The organism is Streptomyces sp. SID12501, from assembly GCF_010550245.1.
Classification (GTDB): domain Bacteria; phylum Actinomycetota; class Actinomycetes; order Streptomycetales; family Streptomycetaceae; genus Streptomyces.
Genome location: NZ_JAAGLU010000005.1, coordinates 261,653 through 274,527 on the forward strand (window position 1 = coordinate 261,653; position 12,875 = coordinate 274,527).

Annotated in this window: 11 protein-coding genes; 5 read left to right on the top strand and 6 right to left on the bottom strand. The window is 70.5% G+C overall.

The window, feature by feature from the left end:
• Nucleotides 1-70: 70 nt before the first annotated feature.
• Nucleotides 71-961 (top strand): LLM class F420-dependent oxidoreductase, encoded by an 891-nt coding sequence (locus G3I71_RS07785; protein WP_164313167.1) that lies wholly within the window; start codon nt 71-73, stop codon nt 959-961.
• Between the two features lie 124 nt (nt 962-1,085).
• Entirely contained in the window at nt 1,086-2,669 is a 1,584-nt protein-coding gene (locus G3I71_RS07790) for a condensation domain-containing protein (RefSeq protein ID WP_343242878.1), read from the top strand.
• On the opposite strand, the gene G3I71_RS07795 is transcribed toward G3I71_RS07790, so the two are convergent.
• The 4 genes from G3I71_RS07795 to G3I71_RS07810 form a co-directional block, all read right to left on the bottom strand.
• A complete protein-coding gene (locus G3I71_RS07795) occupies nt 2,656-3,513 on the bottom strand; it encodes a fumarylacetoacetate hydrolase family protein (RefSeq protein WP_164313168.1) in 858 nt (285 codons plus the stop codon). The two genes, G3I71_RS07790 and G3I71_RS07795, sit on opposite strands and share 14 nt — an antisense overlap.
• A gap of 111 nt (nt 3,514-3,624) precedes the next feature.
• Nucleotides 3,625-4,368 (bottom strand): YidC/Oxa1 family membrane protein insertase, encoded by a 744-nt coding sequence (locus G3I71_RS07800; protein ID WP_164313255.1) that lies wholly within the window; start codon nt 4,366-4,368, stop codon nt 3,625-3,627.
• Between the two features lie 106 nt (nt 4,369-4,474).
• Entirely contained in the window at nt 4,475-4,798 is a 324-nt protein-coding gene (locus G3I71_RS07805; protein WP_164313169.1) for a DUF6412 domain-containing protein, read from the bottom strand.
• 92 nt (nt 4,799-4,890) lie between these two features.
• On the bottom strand, nt 4,891-5,679 hold the full coding sequence (locus tag G3I71_RS07810; RefSeq protein WP_164313170.1) for a class E sortase: 789 nt from the start codon (nt 5,677-5,679) through the stop codon (nt 4,891-4,893).
• Nucleotides 5,680-5,911: 232 nt separating this feature from the next.
• Here G3I71_RS07810 and G3I71_RS07815 point away from each other — a divergent pair, with 232 nt between their 5' ends.
• The 3 genes from G3I71_RS07815 (at nt 5,912) to G3I71_RS07825 (ending at nt 9,386) form a co-directional block, all read left to right on the top strand.
• Nucleotides 5,912-7,387: a beta-1,6-galactanase gene (locus G3I71_RS07815; protein ID WP_164313171.1), complete on the top strand. Its 1,476-nt coding sequence runs from the start codon at nt 5,912-5,914 to the stop codon at nt 7,385-7,387.
• 207 nt (nt 7,388-7,594) lie between these two features.
• Nucleotides 7,595-8,614 (top strand): SEC-C domain-containing protein, encoded by a 1,020-nt coding sequence (locus G3I71_RS07820; protein WP_164313172.1) that lies wholly within the window; start codon nt 7,595-7,597, stop codon nt 8,612-8,614.
• Nucleotides 8,615-9,011: 397 nt separating this feature from the next.
• Nucleotides 9,012-9,386, top strand: a complete 375-nt coding sequence (locus tag G3I71_RS07825) for a VOC family protein (protein WP_164313173.1) — start codon at nt 9,012-9,014, stop codon at nt 9,384-9,386.
• A 150-nt stretch (nt 9,387-9,536) separates the two neighbouring features.
• Here G3I71_RS07825 and G3I71_RS07830 read toward each other — a convergent pair whose 3' ends face one another.
• Nucleotides 9,537-10,757: an acetyl-CoA C-acyltransferase gene (locus G3I71_RS07830; RefSeq protein WP_164313174.1), complete on the bottom strand. Its 1,221-nt coding sequence runs from the start codon at nt 10,755-10,757 to the stop codon at nt 9,537-9,539.
• Nucleotides 10,758-10,860: 103 nt separating this feature from the next.
• On the bottom strand, nt 10,861-12,684 hold the full coding sequence (asnB, locus tag G3I71_RS07835; RefSeq protein ID WP_164313175.1) for an asparagine synthase (glutamine-hydrolyzing): 1,824 nt from the start codon (nt 12,682-12,684) through the stop codon (nt 10,861-10,863).
• Nucleotides 12,685-12,875 lie beyond the last annotated feature (191 nt).

Consider the following 12,875-nt stretch of genomic DNA (forward strand, 5'->3'; position numbering starts at 1 on the left):
ATTATCCTGAGGGACCCTCCGTTTCAGGGAGCCACAGCACGGCATCCGGACTCGGAGGGAAACAGAACCGATGAACCAGGTCAACGCCTCACAGGTCGGCTCACTGAAGGAAACCGTCGGGCGGTACGGCATCTGGAGTGTCGGGTTGCGTTCGGAGGAGCCCGAGGGCCTCACCGAGCGCGCCGAGGCCGCCGCCGAGCTGGAGGAACTGGGCTTCTCCGCCCTCTGGTTGGGCGGCAGCCCGGGCGTACGGCACGCGGTGCCGCTCGTCCGGGCGACCTCGCGGCTCGTCGTGGCGACCGGCATCCAGAGCATCTGGCAGTACGACGCCACCGAAACGGCGTCCGGTATCGCGGAGTTGGAGGCGACCCACCCCGGCCGCTTCCTGCTCGGCCTCGGGGTGAGTCACGCCGGGATGGCGGACCGCTACCGCCGCCCGTACGCGTCGATGGTCGAGTACCTCGACGCCCTGGACGCGGCCGGACTGCCCGCCGAACGCCGGGTGTTGGCCGCGCTGGGCCCGAAGATGCTGGAGCTCTCGCGGGACCGCGCCGCCGGCTCGCACCCGTACCTCGTGACCCCCGAGCACACCGCGCAGGCCCGTGAAGCACTGGGCGAATCACCGCTGCTGGCACCGGAGTTGAAGGTCGTACTGGACACGGACCCGGGCCGGGCCCGCACGACCGCCCGTGGCACCCTCGCCATGTATCTGACCCTGCCGAACTACACGAACCACTTCCTGCGCATCGGCTTCACCGAGGACGATCTCGCGGACGGTGGCAGCGACCGTCTGATCGACGCGGTGTTCGCATGGGGCAGCGAGGACCGGATCCGTGAGCGGATCGACGCCTTCCACACGGCGGGCGCGGACCATGTCACCCTCCAGGTCGTCGAGGACCAGTCCAGGGGCACCCTCCCCCGCGACGGCTGGCGTCGGCTGGCCGCCCTGCTGAAGCCCTGAAGCCCTGATGTCTTGAAGCCCTGAAACGGTAGCGTTTCCTCCGGATGCATCCGGTCGTTTGTCTGCACGTGTCATCGGGCGAGATCCAGGAGCCCGGTGACACGCATGCGAACGGAGAAGTCCCGTGCGATTGACCGATATCCACCGTTGCGAGATCCGGCCCGGACGGCTCGTGACCTGGACCCTGCATCCGACGACAGTCGAAAGCGTCGCCGAACTGCCGGAGGACACCCGCCCACCCGCGTACGTACAGGAGGCCCACGTCCGCACCGCGCGAACGGTGCGTGAGGACGGCCTGTTCGTGCCGACCTGGCTCGGTACGGCCTTCGACATTCCCGGGCGGGTCGATCTCGACGTCCTCCAGGGCGCGTTCCGGGCCTGGACGCTGCGGCACGAGACGCTGCGCAGCGGTTTCCGCTGGGTGGACGGCCCGCCCGGGTCTCCCGACGACTCCCCCAACAGCTCTTCCGACGGCTCTCCCAACAGCTCTCTCAACGACGAGCTGCGGCGCTTCACGCTCGCCGCCGAGGACGTCGTCCTGCATCGCGAGGACGTCGGTGACTTCCGGGACGGGGCGGTGCTGTCGCGCTATCTGCAGGATCGGTTCGACATCGCGGCCGACGCGCTGACCTGGCCGAACTTCATCTACAGCGCGGTCGTCAGGGACGACGGAGTCAGCGTGTACATGGCTTTCGACCACACCAACGTCGACTCGTACTCGATCTTCCGCATCGCCCACGAGATCCACCAGCTCTACACGGCCGGCCTCGACGGCGAGGCGGTGGACACGGCGCCGGTCGCCAGTTACGTCGACTTCTGCGCGAGCGAGCGTACGCACGCCGACGGGATCGACGAGACGCACTCGATCGTCGACGAGTGGCGGAAGTTCATCGCCCGGTGCGACGGCAAGCTACCCAACTTCCCCGTCGACCTCGGCCTCGACCCCGAAGGGCCGCTCCCCACCCAGAAGTTGATGCGGGAGTGGCTCACGGACGACGCGGACGCGGCGGCCTTCGAGGCGTACTGCCGTCCGTACGGCGGCAGCATGACCGGCATCCTCGCGGCCACCGCCCTCATCGTGCGCGAGATCAGCGGCCAGCAGGTGTACCGCACTGTCGTGCCCTTCCACACGCGGGCCAGGTCGGAGTGGTCGGACTCGGTCGGCTGGTACGTGGGCGGCGCGCCGCTGGAGATCCCGGTGGGCGAGGTGTCGGACTTCGACGGCGCGCTGGACCTGGTCCGCACCGCGCTGCGCGCCAAGCGGCCCCTGTCGAGGATGCCCATCGCCCGGGTGCTGAAGCTCCTGGGCTCCGACTTCCGGCCCACCTCACCGGACCTGTACTCGATCGTCTCGTTCGTCGACACCCGGGGCATCGCGGGCTCGGAGAGCTGGGACGACCTGAAGGCGTACGGGCTGATCCGGGTGTCGTACGGCGACCAGGTGTGCGCCTGGGTCACCCGCCTCCACGAGGGCCTCCAGTTCGCGTCCCGCTACCCGGACACGGACGTGGCACAGAAGAACATGCGGCTGTACGTGGCCAGGCTGCGGGAGCTGATCGCGTCGGTGGCGCGGGACGCGCCCGCCGACAGGGGCGCCCCGAGGGGCGCGGGGCTGCGTCCGACCGCGGCTCCGCTGCGGGGCGCGGGCAGCCTCCACCGGCCCGCGGCCACCGAACTGCCCACCACAAAAACCCTTACGCGTCCTTGAATTCCTGACGCTGCCGCCCGAGCCCCTCGATCTCCAGCTCGACCACATCCCCGGCCCGAAGAAACGGCTTGGGCTCGGGCGCACCCAGCGCAACCCCCGCCGGCGTACCCGTGTTGATGACGTCACCCGGGTACAGGGTCATGAACTGGCTTACGTACCGCACGACTTCGGCGACCCCGAAGATCTGCTCGGCGGTCGTCCCGTCCTGCTTCAACTCACCGTTCACCCACAACCGCAGCGCGAGCCCCTGCGGGTCCGGCACCTCGTCCGCGGTCACCAGCCAGGGCCCGAGCGGGTTGAACGTCTCGCAGTTCTTCCCCTTGTCCCAGGTACCTCCCCGCTCCAGCTGGAACTCGCGCTCGGACACGTCGTGCGCGACCGCGTACCCGGCGACATGCGCGAGCGCCTCCTCGCGCGAGCCGAGATAGCGGGCCGTACGTCCGATGACCACCGCGAGTTCCACCTCCCAGTCGGTCTTCGTCGACTCGCGCGGCACGAGCACCGTGTCGTACGGCCCGACGACCGTGTCCGCCGCCTTGAAGAAGATCACCGGCTCGGCAGGCGGCTCGGCGCCGGTCTCGCGGGCGTGGTCGTGGTAGTTGAGCCCGATGCACACGATCTTGCCGATGCGAGCCAGCGGCGGCCCGATCCGCAGCCCGGTCGCGTCCAGGACGGGCAGCTCACCGGCGTCGGCGGCGGCCCGGATCCGGCCGAGCGCCACGTCGTCGGCGAGCAGCGGTCCGTCGATGTCCGGGACGACCCCCGACAGGTCCCGCAGGGTTCCCTCGGCGTCGAGCAGCGCGGGCCGCTCCGACCCTGCCGTACCGACTCGCAGCAGCTTCATGATCTTTCTCTCCCTCGGTTACGTCCCCGGCCACCGGTCACGCCCTCAGTCACCATTCATCGGAGGACTGGTCGATCGTCCAAGCTGGACGTCCGGTCCGCAATACCCGGTTCACGTACTGGACTGCGGCGCGAGCTGCCAGCGGTACAGCACCGCCCGCTCGACGGCGCTCCAGGTCGTACTGGTGACCATGTAGAGCGCGGCGGCCAGCGGCATCACGGCCACGGAGAAGAGCGTGAAGAAGGACATGAAGGGCGCGAACCTCGCGGCGGACGCGAGCCCGGGCACCGCCTCACCACCACCGGCGGTCACCGACATCGGGTTGGCCGCCATCACCAGCTTCATACGCCGGTAGTTGAAGGTGGCGACGGCCGCGACGAGGACGAACAGCCCGAGGTAGACGAGCCCGGCGGCCCCGAGGATCCCGTCACCGCCGAGCGCGTCGGCCCAGCGCTCGCCGAGCGGCGCGGCGAACAGCTGGTGGGTGAGCAGACCGTTGGCCCGGCCGCCTATCTCCGGGTTGGAGAAGAGGTGGTAGAGCAGGAAGAACGCCGGCAGCTGGAACAAGCTCGGGAAGCACCCCGACAGCGGTGAGACCTTCTCCTCGGCGTGCAGTGCCATGACGGCCTGCTGGAGCTTCTTGGGGTCCTTCGCGTGCTGTTTCCGCAGCTCGGCGACCCTCGGCTGCAGCGCGGCGCGCGCCCGCTGGCCACGCGCCGCCGCACGGGACAGGGGATGCACGAGGAGTCGTACGAACGCGGTGAACAGGACGATCGCGACGGCGGCGGAGGATGCGTGGAAGAAGGGCTGGAGCAGGTCGGCGAGATGTGCGACCAGGCCCGCGAAAGCGGACAGGAAGGTGGACATGGGTGAGCCCTCCGAGGGGTCTCGTCGTGCCGGGGATGAGGAGAGAACCGGCGTGACGACCCACGCGTGTACAGAGAACGTGGTGCTGTGTGCCCTACGCGGTGGCCGTCGGGAGGGCGAGTCCGGGGGCACGGGGGCGGGTACGGCCGCGGGCGTCGGGGTCCCGTTGCGGCAGGAAGGCCGTACGTCGGGCACGGTCGCGGATGGCCGTACGGACCCGGGTGGGCGGCACGGCGGGCGCGCAGCGCGAGGCGATGAGTGAGCAGGCGGCGAACGCGGACCCGGCCGCGGCGGTCGCCGCGAGGGCGACGGCCGCGGAGAGGCTGCCCGCGTCGAGCAGCGCGACCTCGATGAGCAGCAGGAACAGCGCGGCGGCGGTACGCGGGTTCACCAGGACCGGACTCCAGCTCCGGATCATGCCCACGCCCCCCTCTCGTACGTCTCGCACTTCTCGCACTTCTCGTACGGTTGTCTGCCCTGCTGTTCGTTATACAGGATGCCCGGTTCGGCTCAGCGAGGCCGCATCGACGTGAGCTTGGCCCAGACGACCAGACGGTAGCGGGACGTGTACTCCGGGGTGCAGGTGGTGAGGGTGAGGTAGTAGCCGGGGGTGCGGTAGCCGTAGGCCGGCCTGACGGTGGAGCGGGGGATGGCCCTGATCACGCCGTCGTCGCGGGCGGAGGTCTGCGGAAGGGCCCGGTCGACGGTGTACGAGTAGACCGCGTCGGCCGTCTCGACCTGGACGGCGTCCCCGCGCCGCAGCCGGTTGATGTACCGGAAGGGTTCGCCGTGGGTGTTGCGATGCCCGGCGAGGGCGAAGTTCCCTGCCTGGCCCGGCTGTTGGGTGCCGGGGTAGTGGCCGACGTACCCCTTGTTGAGTACGGCCGACTTGCTGACGCCCTCGGCGACAGGCACGCGGAGACCGAGCCGGGGGATGCTGAGGATGGCGTACGCCTGGGACCAACTGGGCGTGGAGGAGCTTGAGTTGGCGAGGCGGGCGCCGTCCCGGCCGACGGTGCCGGAAGTTTCGGAGGAGCCGGAGCCGCTTTCCGGACTCGCCGGACCCCCTGAACTCCCGCCGGGACTCGCGGGGTTCCCCCACTCCTCCTCCAGGGACCGGACTTCCCGTTGGGCGCCCTGTTCGGCCTGGCGGTTGGTCCACCACAGCTGGTGGACGACGAGGAGCGCGAGGACGGTGCCGAGGGTGACGAGGAGTTCGCCGCAGCTCCACAGCGCGCGGCGGCGGAGTGCGCGCCGGCGGAGTGTGCGGTGCCGTACCACAGGAGCCCGAGCCCGCATGCGTACGCCTCCTCCGCGCCCTCACATGGGTCGGCCGCACCATAGGCCAGACCTCGCGAAGTCACCAGACCTGCCCCTCCCCCACTGCGGCCCCTGTCCGGCCCCTCCCTGTGAGCCCCCTTTGTCCAATGGTTTTAGAAAGCGCTGTCACAACTCTCGACAACCCCACGCGCCGCACCTGATGCTTCCTTCTGGCATGAACGGGGCAGGTCAGAATCCGGACGGAGAAGCCATGATCCGACGCAGATCTCTGCTGGCCGCGGCAGGAGGCACTGTCCTCGGCAGCGCCCTGGCGACGGGCACCGCACGGGCCGACGCGACCATCACCGTCAACCCCGCGACGAAGTACGGGACTTGGGAAGGCTGGGGCACCTCGCTCGCCTGGTGGGCGAACGTGTTCGGCGCCCGGGACGACTTCGCGGACCTCTTCTTCACCACCAAGTCGGTGACGTACAACGGGACTTCGCTGCCCGGCCTGGGCCTGAACATCGCCCGCTACAACCTCGGCGCGTCCAGCTGGAACAGCGTGGGCGGCACGAGCATGGTGGCGTCGGCGAACATCCCGGCGTACAAGCAGATCGAGGGCTACTGGCAGGACTGGAACAACGAGGACCCCACGTCCTCGGCCTGGGACTGGAGCGCCGACGCGACGCAGCGGGCGGCGCTGACGAAGGCGGTGGCACGCGGAGCCACGACCGAACTGTTCGCCAACTCGCCGATGTGGTGGATGTGTTCGAACCACAACCCGTCGGGCGCCTCGGGCGGCGGCAACAACCTCCAGACCTGGAACTACCGCCAGCACGCCTCGCACCTGGCCGCCGTGGCCCTGTACGCCAAGAACAACTGGGGCGTGAACTTCGCGACGGTGGACCCGTTCAACGAGCCTTCGGCGAGCTGGTGGACGGCCACCGGTACGCAGGAGGGCTGCCACATGGACGCGTCGGTCCAGGCCGCCGTACTGCCCTACATGAGAAGCGAGTTGGACACCCGAGGCCTGACGGGGATCAAGATCTCGGCCTCGGACGAGACCAGCTACGACGTGGCCCGCACGACCTGGGCGGCCTTCGGATCGTCCACGAAGGCCCTGGTGAACCAGGTGAACGTGCACGGCTACCAGGGTTCGGGGGGCCGCCGCGACCTCCTGTACACGGACGTGGTGACGACGTCCGGCAAGAAGCTCTGGAACTCGGAGACGGGCGACAAGGACGCGACCGGCCTGACCCTGGCGTCGAACCTCCTCTACGACTTCCGCTGGCTGCACCCCACGGCCTGGGTCTACTGGCAGGTCATGGACCCGACGGCGGGCTGGGCGATGATCGCCTACGACCCGACCACCCTCCAGCCGACGACGGTCCAGACGAAGCACTACGTGATGGCCCAGTTCAGCCGCCACATCCGCCCCGGCATGACGATCCTCGACACGGGCGTCAGCTACGCGGTGGCGGCGTACGACGCGAGCGCGAAGCGCCTGGTGATCGTGGCCCTGAACACGTCCACGTCGGCCCAGACCCTGACCTTCAACCTCGGCGGCTTCACCACGGTGACGGGCGGCACGGGCGGCCTGGTCCCGCGCTGGAACACGGTGACCGGTGGCGGCGGCGACCTCTACACGGCCCGCTCGGACAGGTACCTGAGCGGCAAGACGGTGGCGGTGCCGTTCGCGGCGGGCGCGGTGCAGACGTTGCAGGTGGACGGGGTCACCATCTGAGTCGCTGAGGAGTGGCCGAGGCGTTGGTGAGAAGCCGGCGAGAAGTCGGCAAGGGAGCCGGCGAGGGAGTCGGCGAGGGGCTGCTGAGGAGTTGCCGAGGAGGGGAGGCACCGGGCCGGAGTGCCTCCCGGTGGCTTCGCTCCTCCTCGGAGATCCCTCTCATGGCTGCCACTCTTCTTTGACGGGCGTCGGCAGTACGGTGATCTCATGCGCCCCGACACGCCTCAGGAAAACGTCGACCACATCGCCGAAGCGGCCCGCCTGGAGCGGACCGCCGGCCTCTACCCCGAGGACGCCGAACACCTGCTCGTGCAGGCCTCGGCCCACCTGGAACTGGCCGGCGACCGCCCCGCCGCGTCCGCCCTGTACGACCGCCTGCTGCAATCCCCCGGTTCCCTGGAGAACCCCCACCTCGTGCGGGCCCTCAAGGCGTCGAACCTGTGGGAGTACGGCCACGAGGCGGAGGCCCGAGCGATCATCGACGGCGTCCGCGCGGCCGGCCCGCGCGACCCGGCGCCCTGGGTGATCGTCGCGGAGTCCCTGGAGTCCCACGACGAGTTGGAAGCGGCCCAGGAGACGTTCACGGAGGCGGCCCGCCTGCTGATCTCGGACGCGCAGGAACCCCCGTACTCGACCCATCCGCTCCTCTACGGCCGCCACCGCGTACGCCGGATGCTGGGCGCCGCCCACGACGAATGGGACACCCTGGCCGACACGCTCCACTCGTCGCCGGTGTCGCTGGACGAGCTCCACGACCCCAAGCGGGTCTGGTCCCTGGGCTCGGACAACCCGGCGGAGCTGCAGGCGGAGATCTCCCGCCTACGGGCCGAACTGGGCGCGTTCAGGGAGGCGCTGTCCCGCCCGTTCCCGGTGGCGGTCCTGCACTGGCCGGCGGCGGAACTGGCGGAACTGGTCGCCGCGTATCCCGACCTGGCGGACGAATACCCCTCGCACGAGGAGCACCTCGCGACGATAGAGGCGTCCCTGCGGGAGCTGGCGGCTTCCGGCACGGCGAACCTGGGGATCGTCACGGGAACGGTGCCTTCCTACGAGGCGTTCGCGGCGTCGGAGGGCGCGTCGCCGGGGGCTGCCGAGTTGCTGCCGCAGTACGCGACGACCTTGGCGGCCCGGGGGAAGGCCGTGGGGTGGCCTCCGCAGCGGGGGACGGTTTGTTGGTGCGGGTCGGGGACCGCTTACGAGGGGTGCCACGGACGGGTGGCGGTGTAGGGGGCGAGGGCGAGGCCGGCGAGAGGGCACGGTCGGGTGGGGCAGCCGGGGGCAACGGCTTCCGGGGAGGTCTCACCCGACGGCCGACCGTTGGCCGATGGCCGATGGCCGGGAATTGGCCGACAGTCAGGGGTCGGCGCGTCCGGGTCTTCAGCCCACTTCCCGCCCGTTGTAGTGATCGGTCGGATCCAGTAGCGTCACCCGACATGAACACCGGACCGGCGCAGCGACGCCACCCACGGATCGGCTATCCGGTGGAGAGCTGATCACGCGGCGGGTGCGAAGAAGACACCCGCTCGGTTCGGCACCCAGTTCGGCACGCGGACCTCCCAGTGCTTGTGCATCACGAGTCCCAATTCCGTGTCGGGCAATGCCGAACAATACTGAGGTCAGCCGAGTGACAGTCACGTTCAACCACACCATCATCGCAGCCAAGGACCGCCAGGAGTCGGCCCGTTTCTTCCGAGAGCTGCTGGAACTGCCGGAAGCGCCCTCCTGGGGCCCGTTCACCAACATCCAGCTCAGCGACGGGGTGTTGCTGCAGTTCGCCGAGCCGCCGGTGGACATCCAGATGCAGCACTACGCGTTCCTGATCGACGACGAGCTGTTCGACCGGGCATACCAGCGGCTCTGTGCCGACGGCATCGAGCACTGGGCCGACCCCCAGATGCGACGCCCTGGCGAGACCAACACCGAGCACGGCGGCCGGGGCGTGTACTTCAAGGACCCCGGCGGCCACGCGATCGAGCTGATCACGCGCCCGTACCTGTAGGCCGTACTGGTAACCCGTATCCGTAGGTAGGGCGAAGCCTGGTCGGGCAGGCCTTCAGAGGCCCGCCCGACCAGCGCCACGGCCTGGATCCGGTCCAGCACGCCCTGGTAGTCGCTGTTGCGGGGCGATGAGCGGTGGGCGGTCGTGGACCTACGAGGTGCGCTCCAGGAGGAGAGCCATGCCCTGGCCGCCCGCGGCGACGACGCTGATCAGGGCGGTGCTGAGGTCGTCGTGGCGCAGGGTGGCGAGGGCGGTGGTGGTCAGCCGGGCTCCGGCCGCGCCGTAGGGCTCGCCCAGGGCGATCGAGCCGCCGTGCGGGTTCATACGCTCGGGCTCCAGCCCGAGTTCGGCGCAGTACGCCAGGATCTGCGCCGCGAAGGGTTCGTTGCCTGCGACGGTGCCGACGTCTGCCAGGGACAGACCGGCCCTGGTCAGGACGGCGCGGGTCGCGGCGACGGGGACCGGGCCCTCGGTCTCGGGAGTGCCCGCGCTGACGGCGGAGGCGAGGATGCGGGCGAGCGGGGTGTGACCGTGGGCGCGAGCGTAGCTCTCGGACATGACGACGACCGCCGCGGCTCCGTCGGACAGCGGGGCGCTGTTGCCCGCGGTGACCCTGCCGTCGGGGCGGAACCGTGGCGGCAGGACGGCGAGGCTCTGCTCGGTCACCCCTGTGCGCGGACAGTCGTCGGCGCTGGCGGTGGTGCCGTCAGGGGCCTTGACCGGGACGATGTCACCGAAGTGGAAGCCCTGGTCGAGGGCTTGCTGGGTGAGCCGGTGGGAGCGGGCGGCGTAGGCGTCCATGTCGATGCGGGTGATGCCGTACAGGTCGGCGGTGTTCTCGGCGGCGAGTCCCACCGGGATGTACGGATCGGGGTGCCCGCCCTGTTCGCGTGGGTCGTGCCAGGGGCCCGCGTCGGCCTGTGAACGCCGGATCGTGCGTTGGCCGGCGGTGTGGAAGGCGGGGTTCTCGGTGCCGGGCCAAGTGTCGGAACTGCCGTGGGCGAGGCGGGACTGCGACTCGACTCCGGCCGCGACGACGACGTCGGCGTCCCCGCAGCGCACGGCTTGCGCGGCGATACGGATCGCCTGCAGTGAGGAGGTGCAGAAGCGGTTGACGGTCACGCCGGGCACGTGGTCCCAGCCGAGCAGGACGGCGGCGATCCGGGCGATGTTGAAGCCCTGTTCACCGCCGGGCAGGGCGCAGCCCACGACCAGGTCCGCCACGTGTCCCGGTGTCAGACCCGGGGTGCGGGCCACGGCTTCGGCGAGGACACGGGCGAGCAGGTCGTCGGGGCGGACGTCGGCCAGAACGCCCTTGTGGGCGCGTCCGATGGGAGTGCGGACGGCTGAGGTGATCACGGCGTGCTGCATGGCGGTGGCGGCGTCCTGTGCGTCTCGGCGAAGAGGAATGAAGAGAAGGAGGGAAGGAGGGGGACGGGAATGCGGGACGGCGATGCCGGGATGGGGAGGGCGGTCAGAGATGGAGGGTGGGGCGGTGGGTGCGCAGCCAGTGGTCCAGGTCCAGGACGAGTTCCAGTCCCTCGCGGGGGAAGCGGTCCGCGCCGGTGGATTCGAGGAGCAGGCGGCGTACGGCGGCGGTGTCCAGCAGATCGGTGGCGGGGCCGGCCTCGGTCAGGAGGCGGTCGACCTGGGTGGTGAGGGCTGCGCGGTAGGCGGGGTCGCGGACCATCGGGTAGGGGCTCTTGCGGCGGGCCAGGACCGGTCCCGGGAGCAGGTCGGCGACGGCGGCGCGCAGCAGGCTCTTCTCGCGGCCGTCGAAGGTCTTCATGTCCCAGGGGGTGTTGAAGACGTACTCGACCAGACGGTGATCCAGGAACGGCACCCGCACCTCCAGGCCGACGCCCATGCTGAGGCGGTCGGCGCGGTCCAGCAGGCAGGGCAGGAACCGGGTCAGGTTGAGGTAACTGTCGCGTCGCATCGCGGCTTCCGCGAGGGTGGTTCCGGGCAGGTGCTCGATCTCGGCGCAGGCGGCCCGGTGGAGTGCGGCACGGTGTGCGGGCAGGTCGAGGGCGGTGGCCAGGGCCGGGTCGAGCAGCCGGGTCAGGTCCGCGCGGCCCAGCACGCTGTCCCAGGGAAAGGAGGTCGCCGCCGCGGCCTCGGGGGTGAACCAGCGGTAGCCGCCGAAGAGTTCGTCGGCCCCGTCCCCGGCGAGGGTGACCGGGAAGTCCTCGCGTACCGCGCGGTAGAGCTGGAGCAGCGAGGTGTCGAAGTCCCCGAGCGTCAGCCCGTCGCGCAGGTGACCGACCCGGGCACGTCGGTGGGGGTCGGCGAGCCCGTCGGCGTCCAGTCGTACCCGGCGGTGTGAACTGCCCAGGTGGCGCACCATCAACTCGGCGTAGGGGCCGTCCGGGTCGCGACCCATGGCGTCCCGGTCGGATGCCTGGCCGCCGAGGTCCACCGACAGGGTGTGCAGGGTCCCGGCAGCGGGGCGGGCCAGCGCGGCGATCGCGCTGGAGTCCAGACCGCCGGACAACAGGACGCTCACCGGTACGTCGGCCGCCAGCTGCCCGGTGACGGCGTCCGCCAGCAGCTGTCGTACCCGCGCCACCGTGGCGGGCAGGTCGTCACGGTGCTCGGCCGGGGCCAACGACCAGTAGCGGCGGGCGCGTACGCCCTCGGGGGTCAGGGTGACCACGGTGCCCGGGGCGACCTCGTCCAGCCCGGCGAAAGCGCTGCGTCCGGGTGTTTTGATCATCGGGTGGGCGGACAACAACAGCTCCCGCAGCCCGTCCAGGTCCAGCCGCGCGGTCACCGCGGGATGCGCCAGTACGGCCTTGGGCTCTGAGCCGAACACCACCGCGTCGCCGGTCCGCGCGTAGCACAGGGGCTTGATCCCGAACCGGTCCCGTACCAGCGTCAGCCGCCTGGGGCCCGGCTCCCACGCGACGTAGGCGAACATGCCCTCCAGCCGGGCCGGAGCACTTTCACCCCAGGCGTCGATCGCGTGCAGGACGACCTCGCTGTCGCTGCGGGTGGTGAACCGGTGCCCGAGGGAGGTCAGTTCCTTCCGCAGCCGGGCATGGTTGTAGACCTCGCCGGTGAAGGCCACCGCCAGCGCCGTACGTCCGCCGCGCACCAGGGTCATGGGCTGCCGGCCGCCGACCAGGTCCACGGTGGCCAGCCGGGTGTGTCCCAGAGCCGCCGTCCCCTCCGCCCACACGGCAGAGGCGTCCGGCCCTCGGCACGCCAGAGTCTCGGTCATCTCCTTGAGCGAGGTGTCCTCGGTGCCCTGCGGCACCTGGCCCGCGAAACCGACATAGCCGACCAGCCCACACATCGTTGGCACTCCCCCGACCCCGGCGAGGGGGCGCATCGCTCGATCCGGATCCAGGACCTCCGCCCACACTGCGGACACCGACCGCGCGCGCAAGACGAAGACCGGGTGCCGACCCCAGTACGCCGGACACCACCCCGGAAACGACCAGAACCCGGCCAGGTCACCTCCTCGTAGGGCGAATCGCCTGAACG

Coding starts and splice junctions, on each gene's coding strand:
- G3I71_RS07785 (WP_164313167.1), top strand. CDS start 71: ATGAACCAGGTCAACGCCTCACAGGTCGGCTCACTGAAGGAAACCGTC.
- G3I71_RS07795 (WP_164313168.1), bottom strand. CDS start 3,513: ATGAAGCTGCTGCGAGTCGGTACGGCAGGGTCGGAGCGGCCCGCGCTG.
- G3I71_RS07805 (WP_164313169.1), bottom strand. CDS start 4,798: ATGATCCGGAGCTGGAGTCCGGTCCTGGTGAACCCGCGTACCGCCGCC.
- G3I71_RS07810 (WP_164313170.1), bottom strand. CDS start 5,679: ATGCGGGCTCGGGCTCCTGTGGTACGGCACCGCACACTCCGCCGGCGC.
- G3I71_RS07815 (WP_164313171.1), top strand. CDS start 5,912: ATGATCCGACGCAGATCTCTGCTGGCCGCGGCAGGAGGCACTGTCCTC.
- G3I71_RS07820 (WP_164313172.1), top strand. CDS start 7,595: ATGCGCCCCGACACGCCTCAGGAAAACGTCGACCACATCGCCGAAGCG.
- G3I71_RS07830 (WP_164313174.1), bottom strand. CDS start 10,757: ATGCAGCACGCCGTGATCACCTCAGCCGTCCGCACTCCCATCGGACGC.
- asnB (WP_164313175.1), bottom strand. CDS start 12,684: ATGTGTGGGCTGGTCGGCTATGTCGGTTTCGCGGGCCAGGTGCCGCAG.